Source organism: Streptomyces sp. NPDC046805 (assembly GCF_040645355.1).
In the GTDB taxonomy this organism is placed as follows: domain Bacteria; phylum Actinomycetota; class Actinomycetes; order Streptomycetales; family Streptomycetaceae; genus Streptomyces.
Genome location: NZ_JBEYYC010000003.1, coordinates 208147 through 221143, shown reverse-complemented (window position 1 = coordinate 221143; position 12997 = coordinate 208147). Strand labels below are relative to the sequence as shown.

Here is a 12997-nt window from a genome sequence, read left to right as displayed (position 1 = left end):
CAGGGTGATTCGCCCCTGTCATTTTCGGCCCGTTCTCGCGATTCTCTGCGCCGCTCATTTCTACTGCGGAAATCCCTTGATACGTGCCCGCATCGAGGAAGGTTCCGCATGAACCGCACCCGCTCCACAGGCGCACGGACCACTCGCACATACGACCGCTTCGGAGGAAGTGCCGCCGCGGGCCGCTCGGGCGTTCCGCGCCGCTCCAGCAGTTACGGAAACCGACAGCCCGCGGGGGGCGAGTTCACGCTTCCGAAGACGGCCACGCCCGCGTTGCCCGCTGTCGAGTCGTTCGCCGATCTCGCCATGCCGGCGCCGCTGCTGACCACGCTCGGCCATGAAGGCGTGACCGTGCCGTTCCCGATCCAGGCGGCGACCCTGCCGAACTCCCTGGTCGGCCGTGACGTACTCGGTCGCGGCCGCACCGGGTCGGGCAAGACCCTCGCCTTCGGCCTCGCAGTACTGGCCCGTACGGCGGGCCGGCGCGCCGAGCCGCGTCGGCCGCTGGCCCTGATTCTCGTCCCCACCCGTGAGCTGGCCCAGCAGGTCACCGACGCGCTCGCTCCCTATGCCCGCTCCGTGAGCCTGAGGCTCGCCACCGTCGTCGGCGGAATGTCCATCGGCAGGCAGGCCGGTGCGCTGCGGGCCGGCGCGGAGGTGGTCGTCGCGACGCCCGGTCGACTCAAGGACCTCATCGACCGAGGCGACTGCCGACTCGCCGACGTCGACGTCACGGTGCTCGACGAGGCCGACCAGATGACCGACATGGGCTTCATGCCCCAGGTCACCGCCCTGCTCGGCCAAGTGCGCCCCGAGGGCCAGCGGATGTTGTTCTCGGCCACCCTGGACCGCAACGTCGACCTGTTGGTCCGCCGCTACCTGATCGACCCGGTGGTGCACTCCGTCGACCCCTCGGCCGGTGCCGTCACCACGATGGAGCACCACGTACTCCACGTGCACGACGCGGACAAGCACCGCATGACCACCGAGATCGCGGCCCGGGACGGCCGGGTCATCATGTTCCTGGACACCAAGCACGCCGTGGACCACCTGACGAAGCACCTGCTGAACAGCGGTGTCCGCGCCGCGGCCCTGCACGGTGGCCGGTCCCAGCCGCAGCGCACCCGGACCCTGGCGCAGTTCAAGGACGGTCACGTCACCGTCCTGGTGGCCACCAACGTCGCGGCCCGCGGCATCCACATCGACAGCCTCGACCTGGTCGTCAACGTGGATCCGCCCAGCGACCACAAGGACTATCTGCACCGTGGCGGCCGTACGGCCCGCGCCGGGGAGTCCGGCAGCGTCGTCACCCTGGTGACCCCCGGCCAACGCCGCGGCATGACCCGGCTGATGGCCTCGGCCGGCATCAGCCCGCGCGTCACCCCGGTCCGCTCGGGCGACGCGGAGCTGAGCCGCATCACAGGCGCCCAAGCGCCCTCCGGGGTCCCTGTGGTCATCACCGCGCCTGTCGTGGAACGCACACGCCGCGCGTCTTCGCCGTCCCGGGACCGCCAGGGCCGCACCGGCCAGGGCCGACCCGTCGGCGCGAGGCCGGGCCGCCGGGCACAGCGGCGGCCCGGCAACAACTCGGCTGCCTAGGCCGGCGCAGGCCCAAAGCCCCTCTGGTCTCTCGGGAGACGCAGTGGCCTCCGGGGCCGCAAGGGCCACCAAGCCGACCATCCCTCACCGAAGGAGACACCTTTGACGCCAGCGCGGACGCAGTACGGCATGCCGCACCCCGCCCCCGTGACCTCGGTCGAGGTCATCGAAGGGCACGGGCCTCGGGTATGTGACGACATGACCGTCGAGGTGGCGCTGGCCGTCATGGCGAGTGCCCGGGTCGAGTACCTGACCGTGTGCGACGGGGACGACCAGAGCACAGCTCTGATCACCCGGGTCCGGCTCGCCGTTCTCCGTGACAGTTCCACGTACACGGACCGGATCCGTCTGCGGGACGTCCTCGACGGATCGCTGCCCTCGCCCGGCGGCCGCTCGGGCGGCGTCGGCGGGTACGGCCGGGTTCCGGGCGTACCCGCCCTCTCGTGCTGATCCGTCTCGCCCCAGGCGGCCCGTTCTCCTTCTCCCCGCGACTTCTCCCCTGTGAGGCATCATGCGCTGTGTCATCGCCCGGTACCCGTTCGACCTGACCAGGACCGGGGTGCTGGCCTCGATGAAGGCCGTCAGGCCCGAGCTCGTCACGGGGGCGTCCGTGACCATCGGCCGCCGCCGCTACCCCGTCAAGCAGGTGGGCCAGGTCATCACGCGACAGGACCCTCGTGACTTCACCGTCGGCGAAGTCGTGCGGGCCATGACGCGTCTCGGCTTCACCTGCCACGACCGCCCCGAGGGCGCGCCCGTGGGCGAGGGTGGACCCACTCTCCTCCAAACCGCGTCCGCACTGCTCGGCGGCGACGGCCCCGTGGCCGTATGAGGACGGGCGGGAGACCGCCCTCAGGATCCCCGGTGGGGCCCTGCCGACGCGCGTCGGCAGGGCCCCACCGCTGTGTCGCCGTCCGCTCGGAAAGCGCCGGCCGGGCAACGGGGCAGAGGCAGCGTCTCACCGGTCGAAGTGGATGAGATCTCCTACGGTCCATGCACTGACGTCCTTGATCGCGACTCGGTACATGCCACCCGTCGCCGGGATCCCGAGGCTGCCCTGCAGGATCCGGGCGAGATGAAAGTGCAGATGCGTGGGCGCCTCGTCGCGACCGGACCGGTTCCCTCCCGGTCGGCGGGCGAAGACGTCCGAGAAAGGGCCGAGACGGTCCGAGTCCTTCAGGACCTCCGCCGCCCGCTCCCTCCACACGGCCTCGGGAGCCAGCCGGCCGGTGATGACGGCGCCGCCGACGACCACGGTCAGCGACATCTGATTGCTTCCCTCGGACTCCACCGCGGTGGAGATGGCGACGAGCAGCTCATCAGGGTTCGACATGACAGCAGTCGCGGGACAGAAGTGGTTGCGCGGGAGGCGGCTTCGCCAACCGGTGAGGGCCGATCAGGGCAGGATTCTTCCTCCTCCAGAAGAGTGAAACCTGCTCTCGCTGGAGTAGATTTTCGCTGCTGACATGGATACGCTTCTTCTCGTAGACACGGTCAACGAGACCCGCCAGACACGAACTGGCGGGTGGCTGAATACGAAGTACGCAGGTCAGTGCGGCTCTCGAGCCTCGAAGCCAGAGTGTTCCCAGAACGGTGACGGGACTGAGAGCCGCACTGGGCGGCTCGCATGTCGAGGAGCTGCCAACAGCAGTACCGGTTCACTCAGTGGTTGGCTCAGAGAGGAACGGAGGAGCAGGCGCCATCAGGATCGCCCGGACCCGAGAAGCACTCGGCCCGGGTACCGCAAGACCCCGGAATGGATGGTGGTCCCCGGTCAAGCAGCTGCGATCCCCCGCTCCGCCCTGCCGGGCCGGGTAGCGGAAACAGAAGGTCGGCACAGCAGTAGGGCCGACAGATGGTGTTGAATTTCCTTCGGGGCCCTGGTGCCGTACGGCACCAGGGCCCCTCGACGCGTTGCACAGCGAGGTGACATGACATCGGACAACCCCCTCAATGATCGTCTGGACGACGACGACTACCCCGCGTACACGATGGGCCGGGCAGCCGAGATGCTCGGCGCCACCCCGGCCTTCCTCCGAGCCATCGGTGAGGCTCGTCTGATCACTCCGCTCCGCTCGGAGGGAGGACATCGCCGGTACTCCCGCTACCAACTGCGGATCGCCGCGCGCGCCCGGGAGCTCGTCGACAAGGGGACTCCGATCGAGGCCGCGTGCCGCATCGTCATCCTCGAGGACCAGCTCGAGGAAGCGCAGCGGATCAACGCCGAGTACCGCCGTGCCGCCACCGAATCGGCGGGCCGTGCCGGCTCCGACTCCGCCTGAACACGCGGGCGCGTGCCGTGTCCGGAACGCCGTCTTGCGGTCGACGGAGACAGCGGCGCCAAGCGCAGAGCCCGTTCACGCAAGCGCTTCGGCCGGCGTCCTTCGACGCCGTGCCCACAGCGTGCCCATAAGAGCGGACAACCAGGGCCACCAGCGGTACCAACCGGCCCGTGCAACGGCGCAGGCGTATCCCATCCCCGCAGGTCAGCCGCCATGCGACGGTCCAAGCGCGGTCGCTTCCCAAGCTGAGAGCGCGAGTTCGATTCTCGTCACCCGCCCCCTCACGAACGGTCCAGCGAGCGGGCGAGGACCGGGGCCAGGGCCTCGGCGTAGGACTCGGAGAGGTGGCTGTCGTCGCGGTAGACGGCTGTGTTGCCGACGATCACCGGGCAGGCGCCGGTGCTGCGGGCGCAGACCCAGGGTTCGGGGTCGATGACCGTGGCGCCGGTCGCGGCGGCGGCCTTGCGGACGGCGGTGTGGCGGGTCGGGTCGTGGATCGCGTCCGGCAGGTGGTTCGCGCAGGCGCCCAGGTACAGGGAGTTGTCGGCGGCGCAGTCGACGGGGTCACCCTTGGGCCATGGAGTGTCGAGTACGGCGGCTACGTGGGTGCCGGAAGTGGTGAGGGACCGGAAGGTGTGCTCGAAGCCGACCCTCCACTGGTGGAGGGGGGCGCCGGCCGGGTGGGCGGGGTCGCCCGCGTCCGAGGACGAGACGACGACCAGGGCCGGGTGCAGGGCTTTGATCTTCGCGACGGCGTGGGAGCGCCAGGTGTCGCAGGCCTTGTACGGCTTGTGGTCGTGGACGGTCGTCACGTCGGCGGCCTTGCAGGAGGCCTTCGTCAGCGAGACCAGCTTCCAGCCGCGCGCGGTCGCGAGCCGCTGCAGGGGCGGGAACCACTGGGCCGCGTGGGAGTCGCCGAAGAGGACGACGGTACGGGAGGACGCGCGGTCGCCGTAGACGCAGGGTGGGGTCGCGGTGCTGTCGTAGTCGACGTGGCAGCCGTCCCGGTAGACCGCGGACTGGGTGGCCTTCACCTTCGGCAGGGCCGGGGCGAGGTTGCTCGGAAGGCTGGTGGGGGACGACGCCAGGAGGCCGGCCAGCCGTGCCTGCGGGGCGGGCGCGTCGGCCAGCGTCTTCGCCAGGGCGGGCGCCGGGCCGCCGACCTCGATCGTCGGCGGGACCGCCGCCGCCGTCAGCGACAGCACGGTGACCCCCGCCGACAGCCCGAGCCCGAGCGCCAGAGCCCGGCGCGGCCGCCTCCGGAACGCCCGGTGGAAACGGACCGGGTTCTCGACAAGGCGCAGCGTCAGCCACGCCAGACCCAGCGCCACCGCGCACAGCCCGAGCGCGAGCGGTACCTCGGCGGTGCCGTCCGTACGGCCCAGCGCCACCGGGGCTATGACCAGCAGCGGCCAGTGCCACAGGTACCAGCCGTACGAGAGCCCGCCCAGCCACACCAGCGGGCGCCGCCCGAGCAGCCGTCCCGCCCCGTGCGGGGCCGGCACGCAGCCGCCGGCCAGGACGAGCGCGGTGCCGAGGACCGGCAGGAGGGCGCGGTAGCCCGGGAAGGGTGTTTGGTCGTCGTACCAGACTGCCGCCAGGGTGACGCAGGCCAGACCGAGCCAGGTCAGCGGGCCCGCGAGGGTGGCGGGCAGCCGCAGTTCCAGCTGGGGCGCGGCCAGCGCCAGCAGCGCTCCGGCGCCGAGTTCCCAGCCGCGGGTGGGCGAGCCGAAGTACGCCCAGGGTGCCGAGTGGTTCGTGACGACGACGCTGACCGCGAGCGACCCGAGGCACAGCACCGCGAGCGGCAGCGCGATCAGGAGACGCCGGCCGCGGGTGGCCCGCCAGGTGAGCAGCAGGAGCAGCGGCCACACCAGGTAGAACTGCTCCTCCACGGCGAGCGACCAGAAGTGCTGGAACGGCGATGGCGGGCTGTTCTGGGCGAGATAGTCCGTGCCGGTCGCCGCCAGGCGGAAATTGACGGCGTACAACGCACTCGAGAGGGCATCGCCCGCGTACTCGGCGAGCCGTGCCTTCGACAGGAACAACCACGACCCGGCCAGCGTGACGGCGATGACCAGGGACGACGCGGGCAGCAGCCGCAACGCCCGGCGGGCGTAGAAGGCGCGGACCGACACGCGGCCGGTGGTGGCGAGTTCGCGCAGCAGCAGGGACGTGATGAGGAAGCCGGAGATCACGAAGAAGACGTCGACGCCGACGTAACCGCCGCTGACCTGCGTCACTCCGGCGTGGGAGAGCACGACGAGCCCCACGGCCACCGCGCGCAGCCCCTGGATGTCGAGCCGCAGGGAGTGGCCGCCTCCGCGGTCTTCGCGGCCTCCGCGGCCTTCGCTCGATGCGGATCCGCCGCTCGATGCGGATCCACCCTCCGGCGCGGTTGTCCCGCCTGCTGGGGCGGTGCGGACCTCGGCGGGCGCGGTCGCGGTGCTCGGCATCGGGGAGGAACTCCTTGCGGGGCTGACATGGATCGCGCCTGTACTGTCGGACCGCTGCTCGGAGTTCAGGTGACCATCGCCTCAACACCGCGCGAATTCCCAGCGTTTACCTGTGTCCCAGGCGGCACGAAGACGTCCGGCGCCCCCTGACGGGTTCCGGGAGGCCCGGAACGAGTCGTAGCTGCCAACGAGTGAATCCGGGCCTTCGGTCAGTGGCGGGCGACGCGACAGCGGGAAGGCCATTCCCCGTACATTCTCCGCATATCGAACAAACGACGGTCAGGGAGCGCCCCCATGCCCAAGTTCCTCATCCAGGCCACCTACACAGCCGAGGGCACCAAAGGTCTGCTCAAGGAAGGCGCGAGTGGCCGTCGCGCCGCCGTCGAGCAGGTCGTCACCGGCCTCGGCGGGAAGGTCGAGGCCATGTACTTCGCCTTCGGGGAGGACGACACCGTGCTCATCGTCGACCTCCCCGACCCGGCCTCCATGGCCGCCGTCAGCCTCGCCGTCAAGGCCAGCGGTTCCCTTCACACCCGGGCCACCCCTCTCCTCAGCATCGACGAGATCGACGAGGCCGCCCGCCGGGAGGTCGCCTTCCGCGCCCCCGGCGCATAGGTCCGCATAGGCCAAAGGGCGGGACTGCCCGTCACGGCGCCGGATTGAGCGGGTCGCCGACGAGGCCGGCCAGACGGTCGGCCTCGGTCGACGGGTCAAAGGCACCGTCGAGATCGACGGTCTGCGCCGCGGCGGTCAGGGCCCTGAGGGCCGGGACGAGGCCGGCGCGCTCTCGGGCGGGGAGGCGCTCGACCAACGTACGGATCGCCGTGCGCCGGTGACTGAGGACCTGGTCGACCAGGTCCTGGCCCGTGGGCGTCAGCCGCAGGACGACCTCGCGGCGGTTGTCCGGGTTGGCGCGGCGGTCGATGAGCCCGATGGACTCGAGGCGCTCCACCATGCGCAGGGCCGTCGAAGGGTTGACCCCCAAGGTGGCGGCCATCGCGGCGAGCTTGATCGGGCCGCAGGCGTGCAGGGCCACGAGCGAGCGCAGCTGAGGCAGCGTCAGGGGGACGTCGACCGCGGCCAGGGCGCGGGCGGACAGGGCGACGATCAGCCGGGACGCGGCCATCACCGCGCGGGTGACGTCCTCGGCCTCGCGGTCCGGGCCCTCCTCGCCCGCCCGAAGGCCCGAGGCGGACCACTCCTGGTCGCCGCCCTCGTGCGGTCGGCCCTTGGACATCTCGTTCCTCTTCCCCTCTCCCTCGCTCCGGTCCGTTCCCGTCCGGCAAACCTGGAGTCGTGCGGGCGCGGAGGTTCCGGCGCCGAGGTGATGGTCATGGAGAACGAGCCGATACGCGAAGCCTATTCGGTTCGCTCCCTCCCATCCCGAACCTCTCTGACGGCACCTCGGCACCGGCCCGTCGTCGTCACCGGCGGACGCGCATACGGATGCCGGGATACCGAGATGCCGTACACAACCATTGCAAAGCGCAAGGAAAGCTCCGGACAAGCAACATCAACCCCCTGACGTGTCAGGACTTCGTAGCGTGACGGTGCTCGACGCTGGCTGAAGCGGAACGTCGACCCGGTGGCCGCACCTCGCCATCGGGCCGGCGTGCTTTGCCGACGGCACAGGGAGTGAGCACAGTGGGACGGCGTGGCGCCCGGCGGGAAGCGGAACGAGTGGCGGCGCTGGCCGCCGATCAACTGCTGCGCGCGGGACGGATACTGCGCCGGACCACGACCACGCCCGACCTGCGGGCGGTCTTCCGTGCCGACCAGGGGGTCAACGACGCGCCCTACCGGGAGCGTTGGGCACACGACAAGGTGGTGCGGTCCACCCATGGCGTCAACTGCACGGGCTCGTGCTCGTGGAAGGTGTACGTCAAGGACGGGCTGATCACCTGGGAGACCCAGGAGACGGACTATCCGTCCACCGGGCCCGACCGGCCGGAGTACGAGCCGCGCGGCTGCCCTCGGGGCGCGTCCTTCTCCTGGTACACCTACTCACCGACCCGCGTGCGCCACCCCCATGTGCGCGGCGTCCTCCTGGAGATGTACCGCGAGGCCCGCGCACGGCTCGGCGATCCCGTGGCCGCGTGGGCCGACGTCACCGGCGACCCCGGCCGGCGCCGGCGCTACCAGTCCGTGCGGGGCAAGGGCGGTCTCGTGCGCGTCGGTTGGGACGAGGCCCTGGAGATCGCGGCCGCCGCGCATGTGCACACCATCGCCGTCCACGGGCCGGACCGGCTGGCCGGGTTCTCGCCGATCCCGGCGATGTCGATGGCCTCGCACGCGGTGGGCGCCCTCGACCTGCTGGCCCAGGGTCTCGCCGCCCATCACAGCCCCTACGCCGACGTCGTCGACGCCGTCCGGGCCACCCTCCCCGCCGCACCGCCGGCGGCCGCAACCCCGCACGCGCCCCCCGGCCCGGTGCCGTACCCCCTGCGGCACGCACCGGACGAGGAAGGAGTCCGCCGCTGATGACGCATCTGCACATCGCGCTGTGGGGCGTGCTGCCTCCTCGGCGCGCCGGTCCGGCCGTTCTAGAATCCGATCTCCGCCGTACGCCGTGCGCACCGTCGGGCGCTCGTTCGGTGGGTCCTGTGGGGGGACCTTTCGATGACTGCTTCGCTGCGTGCCGTGCGCGCCCTCCTGCTGCTGGGCGGCTTCTACCTGCTCGGTGTGCTGCTGCTGACGGCCGTCCTCGTGGCCGACTGGCTCCTGCTCACGAACCCTCTGGTGACGTGGTCCGGCTATCTGATGCTCGGCGTGGTGTTCGCCTCCGTCATGCTGGCGATCCCGGTGCTGCGGGGCATGGTCGCGTTCCTGCGGGCCGGACGGCGGCTCCTGGGGCCTGACGGACACCCGGCCGCTCCGGAGGAGCAGCCGGCGCTGTGGGCCGAGGTGCGCAAGGCCGCGGAGACGGCCGGCACGCGTGCCCCGGACGAGCTGTTCCTCGACGCCGACGTCAACGCGGCGGTCGCCGAACAGGCCCGCCTGCTGGGACTGCGGCCCGGGCGACGACGCCTGTACCTGGGCGTTCCGCTGCTGGCCGGGCTCACCGTGCCGGAGCTGCGCGCCGTACTGGCGCACGAGTTCGGCCACTTCGGCAACCATGACACCCGTCTCGCCGGTGTCGTCATGCGCGGGCGGGTGGCGGTCCTGCACACCGTGGACGCCTTCCGCGTGCACAGCAGCGGGGCCCATGTCGCCATCGGAAACCTCTACGTGCGCTACGCCCGCTTCCTCCTGTCGGCCACCCGGTCCGTCGGCCGCCGCCAGGAACTGGCGGCCGACGAACTGTCGGCCCGGCACGCCGGCCGGGACACGACGGCGGCCGTGCTGCGGCGGTTCCCCGTGCTCGACGCCGCGCACGACCACTACGTCGAGGCGTACGCCAGGCTGGGCGTGCCCGCGAAGGCGCTTCCGCCGGTCGGTGAGCTCCACGGCGGCTTCCTGCGCCTGCTGGCCGCGCGGAGCCCGGAGGCTCTGACCGCGCTCGCCGCGGCCCGGCGACCGCGGCGACCGTCTCCCTACGACTCCCACCCGCCGATGTCCGAGCGGGTGGCTCTGGTCGAGGCGCTGCCGGACGACGGCATGCCCCATGACCCGGGGGCAGCGCCCGCCTGGTCCCTCCTCCGGGACCCGGACGGCGTGCTGGCCGCGCTGGAGTCGTCCACGCTGCCGGCGGTGGTGGCGGGGATGCGCCGGCTGGACTGGCCGGAGCTCGTCATGGCGCGGTCCGTGGCCGACGCGGCGAGGTGGGCCGAGCCCCTGCGCACGGCGGTCCGCAGGGCGCTGCGCGCCGCCGCCCCGCCCTCCGCGCCCGGCGGCCCGGACGGGGAGGGCGGCCGGTCCGACCCGCCGGAGCTGGGCGACGTGCTGGACGCGATCGACGCGGGACTGCTGTGGATGGAGGTGGCGGACCGGATGCCCAAACCCGCGCAGGCCTCCCGGCTGACCGGGCTGTCGGCCCGTAACTTCATCCGGCCCGCGGTGTGGGACGGGCTGGCCGGGCTGGTGTACCTGCACCTTGTGGCAGGGAACCTGGCCCGGCCGGACATCGCCTGGTCGGGGACGGCCGGGCTCGCGCTGCCCGAGGAATGGGAGACGGGGATGGACGCCGCGATCGACGCCGCGGTCGACGACACCCCCGACACCGCGGCCCTGCGGCGTCTGCTGGCAGGGAGCTGCCGAAGCGGCCGGGCCGTCGGCTGATCTCCCGCTCTCCCCGACCCCGGCGTCACGCCACGGGGCCGCTGCGGACGTCCTTGCGTGAGAAGGCCAGGTAGCCGACGAAGCCGAGGATCGCGAGCGTCCAGGACAGGGTGACCGGGCCGAGGCCCAGGCCCAGGCCGCCCCGGCTCGTGCCGACGGCCATCCAGTCGGCGACGGAGGCGCCGAGGGGGCGGGTGATGACGTACGCGGACCAGAAGGCGGTGACCGCGTTCAGTCCGATCCAGCGGTGGGCGACGGCCGGGACGGCGATCGCGGCGGCGTACAGGGCGATGGAGCCGAGGTAGCCGAGGCCGATCGTGGCGGTGAGGTCGCCGGCGGCGGTGCCGAGGGCGAACGTGGCCAGGACCGCGGACCAGTAGAAGGCCTCGCGGCGGCGGGTGCGGATGCTGTGGATGGACAGGGTCCCCTCGACCCGGAACCAGAGCGCGAACACGGCGGCCAGCACGGCCAGGAAGCACGGGGCCGAGACGGCGTACGTCACACCGAGGCCGACGTGGAGTACGTCGGCGGCCATCGTGCCGAACACGCTGACCGCGACGATCGCCGTCCAGTAGATCCAGGCGACGTACCGGCGGACGGCGAACTGCACCACCAGGGCGACCACCAGCACGACACCGCCGAGGACGACCGCGGGGACCGGACCGAACACGTGGGCCAGGAAGTCGGAGGCGGCCTCACCCATGCCGGTGGTCAGCACCTTGATGATCCAGAAGTAGACGGTGACCTCGGGCACCTTGCTCGCCGCGCTCCGTACGGGCGCCGTATGTCGAATGGGGGTGAGTAGATCTGTCGTCATGCCATGCACGATTGCATGATCAAAACCGCCTACCACAGGCCTCTTTGCCAGAGTTTTGGCGCCTCTGGTGCTGACGTTGCCCAAAACCCGTCCGGGTCTGAACACAACCTGAACACGGCGCCTTTGCGCTGGTCAGTGGCCTGTTGGTCGTGGTACGGCGGCCGAAGCGGGCCTGTCCTAGCCTGGGAGTAAAGGCGGGAGAAATGACATGACTTGGCACCTGAACGGGACATACCTGGAAAGTTGTAACTGCGACACCGTGTGTCCGTGCACCACCTCGGGCCTCACCGCGCCGGCCGACGACGAGCGCTGCCAGGTGACCTTCGCGTTCCATGTCGACAGCGGCGAGGTCGACGGCGTGGACGTGTCGGACCGCAGTGTCGTCATCTTCGCCGACGCGCCCCGCGTGATGGCGGAGGGCGACTGGAAGGTGGCGCTGTACGTCGACGGGTCGGCCGACGACGCACAGGCGGACGCGCTGGGAAAGGTCTTCTCCGGGCAGGCAGGCGGCCCGATGGCCGTGCTCACACCCCTCATCGGCGAGGTCCTCGGCGTCGAACGCACCCCCATCGACTACCACGACGACGGACGCCGCCACGCGGTGCGGGTGGGGGACGTCATCGACATCGAGGTCGAGGACCAAGTGGCCCCGCAGTTCGGCGCGGACGGCCCGGTGATGGAGGTGACGGGCGTGTTCCACCCGGCCAACAGCACGCTCACGGTCGCCCGGTCGAACCGGGCCACGGGCCGGGACGTCCACGGCCGCACCTGGGACTTCACCGGCCACAACGGGCATTCGGCACCGTTCTCGTGGTCGGCGTGAGTAAAACGCCGAGAACATCGGGAACCTCGGCATCGGTCGCCGTCCGCCACACGGCGCTCTGCACCGGGCTGTTGCTGGTCGCGGCGGCCGCCGCATGGGCCTGGGTGGTGCTGCGGTGGGGCGGCACGGGATCCGGGGCGATGGTCGAGCCCCCGCTTCCCTTCCTCGGCACCTGGACGGTGATGATGGCGGCGATGATGCTGCCCGGCACGGCACCCGTCGCCTCGCTGTACGCCCGGACGGTCACCGTCCACCGGGCGCCGCGCACGCTCGCGTTCGCCGTCGGCTACGTGCTGGTGTGGGCCGCGGCCGGGATCCCGGCGTACGCCCTGGCCGTCGGCACGGCAGAGGTCGCGACCCGGCATCCCGCGGCGGGAACCACGGTGGCCGCCGCCATCTTCGCGATCAACGGCGTCTACCAGCTCACCCCGCTCAAGGACCGCTGCCTCACCACGTGCCGCTCACCGATCGGGCATCTGCTCCGTTACGCCTCCTACCGCGGCCCCTTGCGCGATCTGCGGGCGGGGGCGCACCACGGTGCGTACTGCCTGGGGTGCTGCTGGTCGCTGATGCTGCTGCTCGCCGCGTTCGGCGTGATGAACGTGTGGGCCATGGTGGGCCTGGCCCTCGTCGTCGTCGCCGAGAAGCAGCTGCCAGGGGGGCTCCGCATCGCCCGAGTCGTCGGCATCGTCTCGCTCGCGCTCGCGGTCGCGGTGTTCTGGATGCCCGCGCTGGCGCCCGGCCTCACCGGCGGTGGCGACATGACCGAGATGTGACAGCGGGCATTTAGCGATATAAGCAG

The 12997-nt window shown here is 71.5% G+C and carries 12 protein-coding genes and 1 pseudogene; 9 read left to right on the top strand and 4 right to left on the bottom strand.

Going from position 1 to position 12997, the window contains the following annotated elements; genetic code table 11:
• The first annotated feature begins 108 nt into the window (after positions 1–108).
• From ABZ910_RS05510 to ABZ910_RS05500, 3 genes are all read left to right on the top strand, one after another.
• Positions 109–1599: a DEAD/DEAH box helicase gene (locus ABZ910_RS05510; protein ID WP_361359630.1), complete on the top strand. Its 1491-nt coding sequence runs from the start codon at positions 109–111 to the stop codon at positions 1597–1599.
• A gap of 129 nt (positions 1600–1728) precedes the next feature.
• Entirely contained in the window at positions 1729–2049 is a 321-nt protein-coding gene (locus tag ABZ910_RS05505) for a CBS domain-containing protein (protein ID WP_361359969.1), read from the top strand.
• Positions 2050–2110: 61 nt separating this feature from the next.
• Positions 2111–2431, top strand: coding sequence for an SCO5918 family protein (locus tag ABZ910_RS05500; protein ID WP_361359627.1), 321 nt, complete (start codon positions 2111–2113; stop codon positions 2429–2431).
• 126 nt (positions 2432–2557) lie between these two features.
• On the opposite strand, the gene ABZ910_RS05495 is transcribed toward ABZ910_RS05500, so the two are convergent.
• Positions 2558–2932: a hypothetical protein gene (locus ABZ910_RS05495; protein ID WP_361359624.1), complete on the bottom strand. Its 375-nt coding sequence runs from the start codon at positions 2930–2932 to the stop codon at positions 2558–2560.
• Positions 2933–3530: 598 nt separating this feature from the next.
• On the opposite strand from ABZ910_RS05495, the gene ABZ910_RS05490 reads away from it, so the two are divergent.
• Complete coding sequence (locus ABZ910_RS05490; protein WP_361359622.1) at positions 3531–3881, top strand: MerR family transcriptional regulator; 351 nt, start codon at positions 3531–3533, stop codon at positions 3879–3881.
• A 281-nt stretch (positions 3882–4162) separates the two neighbouring features.
• Here ABZ910_RS05490 and ABZ910_RS05485 read toward each other — a convergent pair whose 3' ends face one another.
• The gene (locus ABZ910_RS05485; RefSeq protein WP_361359619.1) at positions 4163–6337 is read right to left on the bottom strand and encodes an acyltransferase family protein; all 2175 of its coding nucleotides are present in this window, start codon (positions 6335–6337) and stop codon (positions 4163–4165) included.
• A gap of 294 nt (positions 6338–6631) precedes the next feature.
• On the opposite strand from ABZ910_RS05485, the gene ABZ910_RS05480 reads away from it, so the two are divergent.
• A complete protein-coding gene (locus ABZ910_RS05480) occupies positions 6632–6952 on the top strand; it encodes a GYD domain-containing protein (protein ID WP_361359616.1) in 321 nt (106 codons plus the stop codon).
• A gap of 31 nt (positions 6953–6983) precedes the next feature.
• Here the strand turns inward: ABZ910_RS05480 and ABZ910_RS05475 are convergent, their stop codons facing one another.
• Entirely contained in the window at positions 6984–7463 is a 480-nt protein-coding gene (locus ABZ910_RS05475; protein WP_361359966.1) for a MarR family transcriptional regulator, read from the bottom strand.
• 554 nt (positions 7464–8017) lie between these two features.
• On the opposite strand from ABZ910_RS05475, the pseudogene ABZ910_RS05470 reads away from it, so the two are divergent.
• Both ABZ910_RS05470 and ABZ910_RS05465 read left to right on the top strand, forming a co-directional pair.
• A pseudogene (locus ABZ910_RS05470) lies at positions 8018–8641 on the top strand (molybdopterin-dependent oxidoreductase); the annotation flags it as partial.
• 315 nt (positions 8642–8956) lie between these two features.
• The gene (locus tag ABZ910_RS05465; RefSeq protein WP_361359613.1) at positions 8957–10555 is read left to right on the top strand and encodes a M48 family metallopeptidase; all 1599 of its coding nucleotides are present in this window, start codon (positions 8957–8959) and stop codon (positions 10553–10555) included.
• 25 nt (positions 10556–10580) lie between these two features.
• On the opposite strand, the gene ABZ910_RS05460 is transcribed toward ABZ910_RS05465, so the two are convergent.
• Positions 10581–11372 (bottom strand): hypothetical protein, encoded by a 792-nt coding sequence (locus ABZ910_RS05460; protein WP_361359610.1) that lies wholly within the window; start codon positions 11370–11372, stop codon positions 10581–10583.
• 208 nt (positions 11373–11580) lie between these two features.
• Between ABZ910_RS05460 and ABZ910_RS05455 the strand changes: the two genes are divergently transcribed.
• Entirely contained in the window at positions 11581–12195 is a 615-nt protein-coding gene (locus ABZ910_RS05455) for a DUF1326 domain-containing protein (RefSeq protein ID WP_361359608.1), read from the top strand.
• Positions 12192–12971 (top strand): DUF2182 domain-containing protein, encoded by a 780-nt coding sequence (locus tag ABZ910_RS05450; RefSeq protein ID WP_361359605.1) that lies wholly within the window; start codon positions 12192–12194, stop codon positions 12969–12971. Before ABZ910_RS05455 ends, ABZ910_RS05450 begins: the two co-directional genes overlap by 4 nt.
• Positions 12972–12997 lie beyond the last annotated feature (26 nt).

Excerpts from the sequence above, each read along its gene's own strand:
- ABZ910_RS05510 (WP_361359630.1), top strand. The coding sequence starts at position 109 with ATGAACCGCACCCGCTCCACAGGCGCACGGACCACTCGCACATACGAC.
- ABZ910_RS05505 (WP_361359969.1), top strand. The coding sequence starts at position 1,729 with ATGCCGCACCCCGCCCCCGTGACCTCGGTCGAGGTCATCGAAGGGCAC.
- ABZ910_RS05500 (WP_361359627.1), top strand. The coding sequence starts at position 2,111 with ATGCGCTGTGTCATCGCCCGGTACCCGTTCGACCTGACCAGGACCGGG.
- ABZ910_RS05495 (WP_361359624.1), bottom strand. The coding sequence starts at position 2,932 with ATGTCGAACCCTGATGAGCTGCTCGTCGCCATCTCCACCGCGGTGGAG.
- ABZ910_RS05490 (WP_361359622.1), top strand. The coding sequence starts at position 3,531 with ATGACATCGGACAACCCCCTCAATGATCGTCTGGACGACGACGACTAC.
- ABZ910_RS05485 (WP_361359619.1), bottom strand. The coding sequence starts at position 6,337 with ATGCCGAGCACCGCGACCGCGCCCGCCGAGGTCCGCACCGCCCCAGCA.
- ABZ910_RS05480 (WP_361359616.1), top strand. The coding sequence starts at position 6,632 with ATGCCCAAGTTCCTCATCCAGGCCACCTACACAGCCGAGGGCACCAAA.
- ABZ910_RS05475 (WP_361359966.1), bottom strand. The coding sequence starts at position 7,463 with ATGGCCGCGTCCCGGCTGATCGTCGCCCTGTCCGCCCGCGCCCTGGCC.
- ABZ910_RS05465 (WP_361359613.1), top strand. The coding sequence starts at position 8,957 with ATGACTGCTTCGCTGCGTGCCGTGCGCGCCCTCCTGCTGCTGGGCGGC.
- ABZ910_RS05460 (WP_361359610.1), bottom strand. The coding sequence starts at position 11,372 with ATGACGACAGATCTACTCACCCCCATTCGACATACGGCGCCCGTACGG.
- ABZ910_RS05455 (WP_361359608.1), top strand. The coding sequence starts at position 11,581 with ATGACTTGGCACCTGAACGGGACATACCTGGAAAGTTGTAACTGCGAC.